At 42.9% G+C, this 12,009-nt stretch carries 10 protein-coding genes; 8 read left to right on the forward strand and 2 right to left on the reverse strand.

The genetic code is table 11. From position 1 onward, the window contains the following. Together ACQZ43_RS04370 and purD are read left to right on the forward strand one after the other, a co-directional pair. Positions 1-1,353 (forward strand): undecaprenyl-phosphate glucose phosphotransferase, encoded by a 1,353-nt coding sequence (locus tag ACQZ43_RS04370; RefSeq protein ID WP_430614724.1) that lies wholly within the window; start codon positions 1-3, stop codon positions 1,351-1,353. Between the two features lie 80 nt (positions 1,354-1,433). Further along, positions 1,434-2,705 carry a phosphoribosylamine--glycine ligase gene (gene purD / locus ACQZ43_RS04375; protein WP_430614725.1) on the forward strand — a complete coding sequence of 424 codons (1,272 nt, stop codon included), beginning with the start codon at positions 1,434-1,436 and terminating at the stop codon, positions 2,703-2,705. A 1-nt stretch (position 2,706) separates the two neighbouring features. Here the strand turns inward: purD and ACQZ43_RS04380 are convergent, their stop codons facing one another. Beyond that, entirely contained in the window at positions 2,707-2,937 is a 231-nt protein-coding gene (locus ACQZ43_RS04380; RefSeq protein ID WP_430614726.1) for a DUF6341 family protein, read from the reverse strand. A 112-nt stretch (positions 2,938-3,049) separates the two neighbouring features. Between ACQZ43_RS04380 and ACQZ43_RS04385 the strand changes: the two genes are divergently transcribed. Then, on the forward strand, positions 3,050-3,979 hold the full coding sequence (locus tag ACQZ43_RS04385) for a DUF6427 family protein (RefSeq protein ID WP_430614727.1): 930 nt from the start codon (positions 3,050-3,052) through the stop codon (positions 3,977-3,979). Here ACQZ43_RS04385 and upp read toward each other — a convergent pair. After that, entirely contained in the window at positions 3,974-4,627 is a 654-nt protein-coding gene (gene upp / locus ACQZ43_RS04390) for a uracil phosphoribosyltransferase (protein WP_430614728.1), read from the reverse strand. The genes ACQZ43_RS04385 and upp overlap by 6 nt on opposite strands. A gap of 64 nt (positions 4,628-4,691) precedes the next feature. On the opposite strand from upp, the gene ACQZ43_RS04395 reads away from it, so the two are divergent. The 5 genes from ACQZ43_RS04395 (at position 4,692) to ACQZ43_RS04415 (ending at position 11,976) form a co-directional block, all read left to right on the forward strand. Further along, positions 4,692-5,297, forward strand: coding sequence for a DUF4254 domain-containing protein (locus ACQZ43_RS04395; RefSeq protein ID WP_430614729.1), 606 nt, complete (start codon positions 4,692-4,694; stop codon positions 5,295-5,297). Positions 5,298-5,371: 74 nt separating this feature from the next. Beyond that, positions 5,372-6,430, forward strand: coding sequence for a glycosyltransferase family 9 protein (locus tag ACQZ43_RS04400; RefSeq protein ID WP_430615592.1), 1,059 nt, complete (start codon positions 5,372-5,374; stop codon positions 6,428-6,430). A gap of 77 nt (positions 6,431-6,507) precedes the next feature. After that, positions 6,508-7,020, forward strand: a complete 513-nt coding sequence (locus tag ACQZ43_RS04405) for an adenine phosphoribosyltransferase (protein ID WP_430614730.1) — start codon at positions 6,508-6,510, stop codon at positions 7,018-7,020. 129 nt (positions 7,021-7,149) lie between these two features. Further along, positions 7,150-10,800 (forward strand): SNF2-related protein, encoded by a 3,651-nt coding sequence (locus ACQZ43_RS04410; protein ID WP_430614732.1) that lies wholly within the window; start codon positions 7,150-7,152, stop codon positions 10,798-10,800. A 537-nt stretch (positions 10,801-11,337) separates the two neighbouring features. Beyond that, on the forward strand, positions 11,338-11,976 hold the full coding sequence (locus ACQZ43_RS04415) for a GNAT family N-acetyltransferase (RefSeq protein WP_430614733.1): 639 nt from the start codon (positions 11,338-11,340) through the stop codon (positions 11,974-11,976). Positions 11,977-12,009: the final 33 nt, after the last annotated feature.

The raw sequence follows: 12,009 nt of genomic DNA on the forward strand, positions 1-12,009 counted from the left end.
ATGAATAAGAAGATAGGGAGGTATTCTCATTTGATTAAATATTTTGTTGTTGCCGTCGATTTTTTGACCATCTCCCTCTTTTCTATTGGACTTTTAAAGTTGCCAATAGACGGTTTCCTCGTGGCGCTATTGCTCAGTTGGTTTCTCATAGCCAACTATACGGAGTTTTATAAGGTGTACCGATTTACCAGTTTGATTACAATCGCGCAAAATTTTTTCAAGCAGTTAACTATTTATTTTTTGTGCTTCTATGCCATATTGGGCTTGCTGGAAATGGCCTTGAACAAATGGAATGTACTGACGTATTTTATATTGCTGAGCTTGGCGCTGTTTACTATAAAGCTATTGATATTCAATACTTTAAAGCAATATCGCTTAAATTACGGGGGAAACAAGCGGCATGTGATTGTTTTAGGCAGTACCAAGGCTTGTCAAGAATTGGTAAATTTCTTTAACTTTAATCCCGAATACGGTTATTACCTTCAGGAGATTATAGAACCGGATGCCATAACGCATCGCATCGACTTGAAACAGGTGGTGAATTACATTCAAAACCACGGAACGGACGAGATTTATTGCTCCTTAAAAAGCATTGATTCCGATCAGATTTCGTCTTTGTTTGCCGTTGCCAAAAACAATTTTAAAACCATTAAGTTTATTCCCGACAACCACGAGCTGCTGTTGCGGAAAATGGAACTGCAATACTACGGCATATTGCCGTTGCTGACGATCAATCAAACGCCCTTGGGCGTTTTGTCCAATGGGGTTATCAAGCGCATTTTTGATTTGATCTTTTCCCTGTTGATTATCGTATTCGTATTGAGCTGGCTGCTGCCGATTATTGCCATAGCCATTAGACTGGATTCCCGAGGTCCGGTGTTTTTTAAGCAAAAGCGCAACGGGCTCAATTACCGCGAATTCAATTGTTTTAAATTTCGCTCACTCTACGTGAGCGATTATAAAGAGGAATACAAACCCATAGTCAAAAAGGACAAGCGGGTTACCCCCGTCGGAAGTTTTTTGCGTCGGACGAGTTTGGACGAGCTGCCGCAGTTTTTCAATGTTTTAATCGGAAATATGTCAGTGGTAGGGCCGCGACCGCACGCGTTGATCTACAATTTGGAATACACCAAAAAGGTCGAGAACTTTATGATGCGCCACTTGATAAAACCCGGAATTACCGGGATGGCACAGACGCACGGGTACCGCGGGGAAGTCGAGAGCAAACGCGATATTATCAACCGGGTGAAGTACGATATTTTTTATATCGAGAACTGGTCTTTGTTGCTCGATATCAAAATCATTTTTATTACGATACTCAATGCTTTTAGAGGCGATAAAAAAGCCTATTAAACGCCACACATAAGGAAAATACGCTTTTGATTTCCCTATTTTATACTTATTTTTGAACGCTAATTACAAACAACACTACAATGAATATTTTACTACTAGGATCTGGAGGTCGAGAGCACGCATTAGCATGGAAAATGCTTCAGAGCAAGGATTGTTCGCAGTTATTTGTTGCCCCGGGAAATGCCGGTACAGCAGCCATCGCCAACAATCTGGATTTAAACCCGAACGATTTTACCGCCGTAAAACAAGCCGCGTTGCACAACGCGATTGATATGGTTGTAGTAGGACCGGAAGATCCCTTGGTAAACGGTATTTACGATTTTTTTAAAAACGACGCGCAATTGAAACACATCCCCGTTATAGGGCCTTCTCAAAAAGGGGCGCAATTAGAGGGCAGTAAAGAATTTGCCAAGGAGTTTTTAATCAGACATCAGATTCCAACTGCCGCCTACCAGAGTTTTACCCAAGAAAATGTCCAAGCGGGTTATGCCTTCTTAGAAACCCTAAAAGCACCTTATGTTTTAAAAGCAGACGGATTGGCAGCGGGCAAGGGCGTTTTGATTCTAAACGATTTGGACGAAGCCAAATTGGAGCTAAAAAACATGTTGGTCGACGCCAAATTTGGATCGGCGAGTCAGAAGGTGGTGATTGAGGAATTCCTCGACGGCATTGAGTTGAGCTGTTTTGTATTGACCGATGGGAAATCCTATAAAATTTTGCCAACGGCAAAGGATTACAAGAGAATAGGTGAAGGCGATGCCGGCCTAAATACAGGCGGTATGGGAGCGGTTTCTCCGGTTCCTTTCGCCGATGAGGTCTTGATGCAAAAGATCGAAGAGCGCATCGTAAAACCCACTATAGACGGCTTTGTCAAAGACGGAATCGATTATAAGGGATTTGTGTTTATAGGATTGATCAATGTCGACAACGAACCTTTTGTCATTGAATACAACGTGCGTATGGGCGATCCGGAAACGGAAGTCGTGGTGCCGCGTATTTCTTCGGATTTGGTAGCCTTGTTTCAGGCCGTAGCCCATCAAACCCTAGACCAAGCGACCCTGACTATAGATTCGCGTACGGCGACTACGGTTATGCTCGTATCGGGAGGGTATCCAGAAGCCTATGAAAAGGGTATGCCGATATCCGGTTTGGATCAGGTAAGCGATTCTTTGGTCTTCCATGCAGGAACGGCCTTAAAAGATCGCACAGTAGTTAGTAATGGAGGGAGAGTACTGGCGGTAACCTCATTCGGTACAGACTTTAACCAAGCACTAAAAACATCTTACCAAAACATAGACAAGCTGCATTTTGATAAGATGTATTATAGAAAAGACATCGGATTCGATCTCTAGTTTATTTTAAGAAGGAGTGGGCTGTAGTATCTTGTTCGTCCTCTTTTGATTTCTTAAACAAATTTAATTGTTTGATCCAGAAAATAAAAGCGGCGGTACAAATTAGGATAAACATCCAAGTAATGATATTTGCAGTCCACCAATTGGTCAATTCTAATTCTCTAAAAAATTCCATAGGAAGAAAGAGAAGAGCTTCGAATAAATAAGCGATTCCGTTGAAAAATGAGGTCATTATTATTTCGTTTAAATTAAATATAGGTTCTTTCGCGTTTTTAAAAAGTGTAATTTTGGTTTTAAATAGACTTCCATTACAAATGTAAAGTACAAAAATATAAAATATCCAGATGATAGCAAGCCTTTTTAGTAAAACAAAGCCAATTAATTATTTCATAATAGCGGCATTGCTGGTTTTCCTATATATACTCGCTCAAAAAACCCAAACCGAATTGGTGTGGACTGGATATGAGTATTTTAAGAAAGTGCTGTTGCTCGGATTATTGTTGCTCTCGACCTTTTGGGTTCATTTTATCACCCAAAAAAACAGGCTGACCAAGGATAATAACTATGCGCCCTTGTTGTTTGTACTCTTTTTGGTGTTGTTTCCGTCGGTTTTGGTGCATACCAAATTGATTATTGCCAACTATTGCATCATCTTAGCCCTGAGAAAACTCTTTGCCTTACACTCGCTAAAGGACTCTAAAATAAAGATTTTCGATGCCTCCCTTTGGATTTTTATAGCGACGCTGTTTCATTTTTGGAGCATATTATTTGTCGTTCTCTTGGCATTTGCCATCTTGTTTTTTGTATCAAAAGACTACCGCAATTGGGTTATTCCGATAATTGCCTTTATCACGGTTGGTATATTCTTCAGCATTTACATCTTGGCTTCGGGCACTGATTTGTTTCTATTTATCGATCAGCGCACCGAAATGAGCTTTGATTTTACGGCGTTTGACAATGTATATCAGAATATCGCTTTGGCCATATTCAGTTCGATATCCCTGTTGTTCTTTGTATCTCAGGCCTTGGACTTGTCCAGTAAGCCGTTCAATATGCAATCGTCTTACAAAAAGATCTTGGTATCCTTTATAATTGGTGTTGCCGTATACGTGTTTTCGGCAGACAAGAATAGCGGCAGTTTGCTATTTACCTTTTTGCCCTTGTCTATTTTGGGGGCAAACTATATAGAAAGCATCGGCAACCGCTGGTTTAGAGAGGTGGTATTGGGCAGTATCGCTGCCATTGCGCTGTTTTTCTTTTTCAGTCAGTTATAATTTTTGACCGTAGGCCAAGTCGCCGGCGTCGCCCAAACCGGGAACGATATAATTGTTTTCGTCCAGGCTATCGTCCAGGGTTGCTACCCACAGATGGCAGTGATCGGGCAGGTTTTCTTCCAGATAAGCAATACCTTCGGGGGCTGCAATTACCACGGCTATGTGGATTTCCTTGGGCGTTTGTTCGGTGAGGAGTTTGTTGTACACCGCCACCAACGACTGTCCCGTTGCCAGCATCGGATCGATCAGGATCAGGATCTTATCCTGAAAGGAAGGAGCGGCCTGATATTCGACTAAAATTTCACTGGATTCCCCGGGTTTACCGTGTTTGCGGTAGGCGGAAACAAACCCGTTTTCCGCATCGTCAAAGAAGTTCATAAAACCGGTGTGCAAGGCCAGTCCCGCGCGCAGTATCGAGCACAAAACCACGTTGTCTTCGATAGAGGTCGTCTGTTTAATTCCCAAAGGCGTTTGAATGGCGATTTGCTTGTAGGGTAGGGTTTTACTCAATTCATAAGCGGTGATTTCACCTATACGCTCAATGTTTTTGCGAAAACGCATGCTGTCTTTTTGAGTGTTTACATCCCTTAGTTGACCTAAAAAATGATTTAAAAGACTGTTTTCTTCTGAGATATAGTGAATTTTCATAACTTTAAAAATGTATTAGTTCGATAAAAGTATAAAAACTATATTTGTAAATAAAATAATTAGTATGTTTTCAGAATTAGCGTTTCCGATTTTCGAAGAAAGTATCCGAGATTATCATCAGTTTGACCATGTCGATCAGCCGATTAGCAATCCGTATCCAAAAGATAAAATTGAACATCTTTTATATTTAAAAAACTGGATTGATACCGTGCAATGGCATTTTGAAGACATTATCAGAGATCCGAATATCGATCCTGTTGCGGCTTTGGCTTTAAAGCGAAGAATTGATGCTTCCAATCAGGAGCGCACGGATATGGTCGAATATATCGACAGTTATTTTTTACAGAAATTCAAGGATGTAAAAGTTCAAGAGCAGGCAAAGATCAACTCCGAAAGTCCCGCTTGGGCATTGGATAGGCTGTCTATTTTGGCCTTGAAAATCTACCACATGAATGAGGAAGCGACTAGGGTAGAGGCCTCTGCAGAGCACCGCGCCAAATGCCAGGAAAAACTCGAGACGCTTTTGGAGCAAAAACGAGATTTGACTACAGCGATAGACGACTTGTTAAACGATATTGCCAGTGGCGCAAAATACATGAAGGTGTACAAGCAAATGAAGATGTACAACGACGAGGAATTGAATCCGGTATTGTATCAGAATAAAAAATAATAATACTTCAGTAATCAAACCATAAAAGCGTGATTTTAATTCACGCTTTTCTTTTTGGAAATAAAGATCAAATCATGACTTTAAAGAAAAAATCGCATATACTCGTTTTTAGATTGTCTGCCATGGGAGACGTCGCGATGACGGTTCCCGTCATTCGGGCCTTGGTTTCTCAGCATCCCGATGTACGGGTGACCGTGGTTTCCCGGCCGTTTTTTAAACCGTTCTTTAAGTCGATTCCCCGCGTGGATTTCTTCGCGGTTGACGTCAAAAAAAGACACCGAGGTTTTCTGGGTTTATGGAGGCTTTTTGGCGATTTAAAGAAGTTGTGTCCCGATTTTTTTGCCGATTTCCACAATGTATTAAGGTCGCAAATCACCCGTGGTTTATTTGCGTTTACCCCGGTAAAGGTTGAGGTTTTAGACAAGGGAAGAGCGGGTAAAAAAGCGCTGACCCGAACGGAAAACAAGGTTTTTGAACCGCTGCCGACCATGTTTGAGAATCATGCCGAAACCCTGCGAAAGCTCGGATTTCCCATCGATTTAAAAAACCCTCAATTTCCCACAGTCGAAAATATGAGTCCCGCCTTAAAAGCGATTACCGGCAGCAAGCAGGAGCATTGGATCGGCATAGCCCCCTTTGCGCAATACGACACTAAAGTATATCCGCTAGACCTGATGCAGCAAGTGATCGATGCTTTGGCCGAGAAAGAAGACAACAAGATCTTTCTCTTCGGCGGGGGCGATCAGGAACGGGCGCTGCTCAATCAATTAAAGCGCGACAATCCACAAGTCATCGTCATGGTGGGCAAGGTCAAACTGCAAGAAGAACTGTGTTTGATTCAACATTTAGACGTGATGCTGTCTATGGATTCCGGCAACGCCCATTTGGCAGCCATGTTGGGAAAAAAGGTTATTACCCTTTGGGGAGGAACCCATCCTTACGCCGGTTTTGCCCCGTTTAACCAACCGTCGGATTACGCCATTACGGCAGACAGAACCCAATTTCCGCTTTTGCCCTTGTCGGTCTATGGAAATAAAGTGATACCCGGTTATGAGCACGTAATGCGGAGTATTAGCCCCGAAACCGTTATCGATAAAGTACAGTGCGTTTTGGCGGTGAGCGCAGCGCGCTAAACCGCACAGACGTGCCAAAAACCGATTAAGCTGCTGTACAGACCAAGTGCGCAGCTAAAACACTATAAATACCCGAGATGAATTTAGAACAATACATACGAGATATCCCCGATTTCCCCAAACAAGGAGTCGTTTTTAAAGATATAACGCCACTTTTACTCGATGCACAAGCGGCGCAATGGGCCACACAACAGCTGTTGGAGCTGATTGGGCCGCGCAAAATAGACAAGGTTGTAGGCATGGAAAGCCGCGGTTTCTTCTTTGGAACAATTATTGCCCATCAATTGGGGGCGGGTTTTGTACCCGTTAGAAAACCGGGGAAGCTGCCCTTTGATAAGATCAGTCAGGAGTACGCGCTGGAATACGGTTCGGATATTTTAGAAATGCACGCCGATGCCATTATTCCAGGTGAAAATGTATTGATTCACGACGATGTATTGGCTACGGGCGGAACGGCCGAAGCCGTGTGTAAGATGGTGGAAAGCCTGGGAGGAAATATCGTACAAGTGAACTTTTTGATGGAACTGACCTTCTTAAACGGCAGGGATAAATTGAAAAATCAAGAGGTGAGAAGCCTGTTGAAATATTAAAATTTTAAAAGCGGAATTCCCCTTTTATACCGCTTGCCCTTGGAGGCGAGTATGGTAAACACTATAAATAAAGCAGTTTAACCTGATTAATGGCTAGAGCGATTTAGCGATTAGATAGTTATAAAAAAAATGAATTTAGAAAGTTTTGATTCTTATGTTAAGAATAATAGCACAGTCATATCGAGAGATCGCGCCCGTTTTTTAGAGACGGAATTGATTTCCCATACCAAGGATTACTTTGAGTTTGGCTGTAAAGGATCCTATGAGAACCGCTATATTGTAGGCATTGAATTGGTGCGGGAAAAAATAGCCAATGTTTCGTGCAATTGTCCCTTTGAATACAACGGTTTATGCAAGCACATCATCGCGGTTATTCGCGATTTGAAAAGCGGTTTAGCCAATAAGGATATCTTACGGGTCGATGGAAAAGCAGGCGCGGACAAAGCGGGGAGCAATAAAAACATATTGAGTTTACCCAAGGGCATGATGAATTGGGAGGCGATAGCCAAAGTAGCTACGCCCGGAGATTCGTATTATACCGTTAAAATAATGGCGATTTCCGATTTGGAAATCAGCACTCAAGTATCGAGTTGGCAGTCGCACCGCCAACAATTTAGCTACGACCCCAAAACGGCCTTGCTACACACCGAATGCAGCTGCAGTTTGGCCAATAAGCTGTGCGAACACCGCATCAATGCCCTTAAAAAGATCATCCGCGTCTTTGGAGCGGATTATTTTTCTAAGAATTACTTAGAGCGCAAAATAGCCGAACACCTGGCCCCGTTTAACCTGACGCTAAACGACGACTATCAGTCGATCTTTCAATACGAAATGACCCTCGAGGGACTTAAGGTCAGCTCGAAGTTTAAAAATATAAAATCCGCCGTAGCCGCGAGCGAATCGCTCTATGCGGATGAGGCGACAGCGCTGCAAGCACAGATTCCCTTTAGAAGTTCGGAAGTGACCGAGCGCGGTTTGGGCTTTTGCTTTATCGCGCGCAAAAAGGAATTTGAAGCCTTGATACCCGTAACGGGAAAAATGAATAAGGCGCGAACCGATATATCCTCTTCCTTTGAAAAGATAGACGCCTTGGATATCGACCAAATATGGCTGAACTTTCCCCAGGAAAAAACACAAAACCTACTGATCAAGACCCTGCAGTTGAATCGGTTGATACAAGAGTATTTTTTCGATTCGGATTTGGCGGTATTGGGTCGGGTAATCGCCCTACAAAAAACGATTATTCCCGATTTAAAAGAGGCTTATCTCTATGCTTCCGACAGCAGACGCACCTTGGTTCGAAAGCATTTGGAACCGCTTAGCCTAGAGGAAAAACCCGTAAAACTGTTCTTTAAATTGACGGAGAGCGATTGGTTTTACAACCTCAAGGCCATGATTGAAGTCGAGGATAAAAAATACAATATCACGGCGACTAAAGTGATTCTTTCACCGACCTGGGTCAAGATTGAAAATAAGCTCTATCCCATCGACAGCGCCGATTTATCGCTCACCTTACAGCACTATGCTGAAAACGGTGAAGCCAATTACTTTAAAAAGGATTGGGATCAGGTTTATAAAAACATCATTCAACCCCTGTCTAAGCGTTACGAAATTCAAACCACTATACTCAAAAGGGAGAAAACGCCTGTAGAGGCAGCATACCTAGAGCGCCAAGTGTATATTACCGATGTGGGGGGACAGTATATCGCTTTTAAACCGGTGGTAAAATACGGCGAACAACTGATTCCCATTTACAGCCCGGAGTTGCTTTGGAACGCCGCCGATAGCAGCAAGCTGTCGTATCGCGAAAGAGACCAGGCTTTTGAAGACAATTTCCGCGAGGATTTCACGGCCTTACACCCGGCCTTTGCCGATCAAGAAGGGCCGTATTACCTAGAGCCCGAACAGCTCTTTGAAAACTATTGGATGTTGCATGCCATCGATCGAATGAAGCAGCAAGGAGCCGCCGTTTTCGGCGCCAACCAATTGGCTTCCTTTAAATTTAACATTCACAAGCCCGCGATATCCATCAGTTTAAAGTCGGATATCGACTGGTTTGACATGGAGATTAAAATCACTTTTGGCGACCAACAAGTCGATTTAAAAGAACTGCAAAAGGCCTTTGTTAAGAACAGCAATTACGTGGTGTTGGGCGATGGAACTCTGGGGGTATTACCCGAGGAATGGATGAAGAAATTCGCCATTTATTTCAAAGCGGGCGAGCTCAAGAAAAACAGCATACAGCTGTCTAATTTCCAGTTTGGAATCATCGACGAGCTCTATGAGGAAATGCATACCAAACCCGCGTTTTTAGAAGAACTATACCGCAAAAAACAGCGCTTACAACACATCGAATCCATCGAAAGCATAGCCGTGCCTAAAACGATTAAGGCCACCCTAAGAGACTACCAACAACACGGACTCAATTGGCTGGCGTTTTTGGACAAAAACCAAATTGGCGGTTGCTTAGCCGATGATATGGGATTGGGTAAAACCCTACAAACGATTGCTTTTCTCGAGTATTTAAAGCGAAAAGACAAGAACACCCTGCCGTCGTTAATCATTGCACCCACCTCGTTGGTATTCAACTGGAACAGTGAGATTGCCAAGTTTTGTCCCTCGTTAAAGGCATTGAATTTTACCGGTACCAACCGCATGGAACACCGGGCGGATTTCGATAAGTACGACTTGGTCATTTCGACCTACGGTTCCTTGTTAAACGATGTCGCATCGCTAAAGGACTTTAAGTTTAACTACATCATACTCGACGAGAGTCAGGCCATTAAAAACCCCAACTCCAAGCGTTATAAAGCCGTGCGACTGCTGCATTCCAACAACCGCTTGGTATTGACCGGTACCCCTATCGAAAACAATACCTTCGACCTGTATGCACAGCTCAACTTCTTAAACCCCGGTTTATTGGGGAATATGAATCATTTTAGAAACCAATTTTCCGATCATATCGACAAGGATAAGAACGTGGAAACCGCTCAATTGTTGAATAAAATCATTTCGCCGTTTATACTGAGAAGAACCAAAGAACAAGTGGCCAAGGAATTGCCCGACAAAACCGAAAGCGTTATTTTCTGTGAAATGGGCAAGGAACAACGCCAGGTTTACGACTCGTTTAAAAACAAATACCGCGATTATCTGTTGAATAAAATCGATGAAAACGGCATAGAAAAATCCCAGATGTACGTGTTGGAAGGCTTGACAAAGTTGCGCCAAATTTGCAATTCCACCGCCTTGATTAACAGTGAAGAAGATTACGGAAACTATTCGGCCAAACTCGAAATATTGATTGAAAACATCAAGGAGAAAACGGGAAAACACAAGATATTGGTCTTTTCGCAGTTTGTCAAAATGCTGCAAATTGTCAAAACGCGCTTGGAAGAGGAACAAATCACCTACGAATACCTCGATGGACAAACGAGAAATCGCCAGGAAAACGTGGAGAACTTTCAAAACAACGAGGATGTACGCGTATTCCTGATCAGTCTAAAAGCCGGAGGAACAGGGCTTAACCTGACCGAGGCAGACTATGTATTTATCGTGGATCCGTGGTGGAATCCCGCCGTGGAAAACCAGGCGATCGACCGTTGCTACCGCATCGGACAAACCAAAAACGTTATGGCATATCGCATGATATGCAAGGATACCATAGAAGAAAAAATCGTGACCCTGCAGCGCAAAAAGACCCGAGTAGCCTCGAGCATTATCTCTATAGACGACGAGAAAAAATCGTTTGACGTCAACGAAATACGCGAGTTGTTTCGTTAATTCGACTCACCTTTTTAAAGATAAAACAGGAGCACGCTCCTGTTTTTTTGGTTTTAATACGCTCGTGACTAGCCTGATTGGAGCGATAATCCCCTTTTTTTTAATCGGCTTGTCGAAAAAAAACGCTTTAAAACTCGAGTGTTGTGTGTTGATATATAGTGTGTTATGGGTTTTGTAAAAAGCCTTAAATAATTTTTAACAACAAAAAGTTAGTTTTATTAAAAAATTATTGCAAAACTTTGTGCACTTCCCTTGAGGAGTTATACTTATGAAGAAACAAACCCCATATCGCAATTTCGCACTGAGCAACATCACTGTTGTAGCGGCTACTGCTATGGTATTAAATATTTCTTCCACTTCGCGGACACTGCGGCAGCGGGCATAATCGTCTTAGATTTCCCGATGCAAATTAGAAAAATCCCCTTTCATGTGATTTTTCGCCCTTATCTATCCCACTTATTGTTTATTTTTTAGAAAGAGCAGCTGGACCTTTATTGGTTTTGGGGCTTCTATTCTAGCGATTTATTCTTTTTTTAGATGAATACAGCTCTGTTTACCGTTGCGCAAGCAAAGGCCTCACAAGTAGAATACGCTTTGCAAATTTGCGAAGAAATGGCGGCATCTGCACAGGCAAGAGGCACGGGTATTGCCCGCCGATCTCCCGAGTATATTGCCCAGAAAATGATTGAAGGCAAGGCGGTTATCGCCCTGCATGAAGACGGTACCTGGGCGGGATTTTGCTATATAGAAACCTGGAGCCACGGCAATTATGTGGCCAATTCTGGCCTTATTGTCAACCCGATATTTAGACAGGAGGGATTGGCCAAGGAAATCAAGCGCAAAATATTTGAACTCTCTCGAGAAAAGTATCCCAATGCAAAGATCTTTGGATTGACCACGGGCTTTGCCGTGATGAAAATCAATTCTGAACTGGGTTATAAACCCGTTCCCTATTCCGAATTAACGCAGGACGAATCGTTTTGGAAGGGATGCGAAAGCTGTATCAATTTTCCCATCCTCCAAAGCAAAGACAAAAAGAATTGCCTGTGTACGGCTTTGTTGTGGACTGCGGCAGCACAAGAGCGGGAACCGCGGCAAGGCATAGACCAAAGTGCCAAGGCGCCCAATCGATTGGAGCGGCTGTATAAAAAAATCTCTTTTTTAAAGCAGAAATAAGCCACTTGAATCAACGAGCAACGCATACACACG

It is taken from the genome of Flavobacterium sp. JP2137, from assembly GCF_050562195.1.
Lineage (GTDB): Bacteria > Bacteroidota > Bacteroidia > Flavobacteriales > Flavobacteriaceae > Flavobacterium.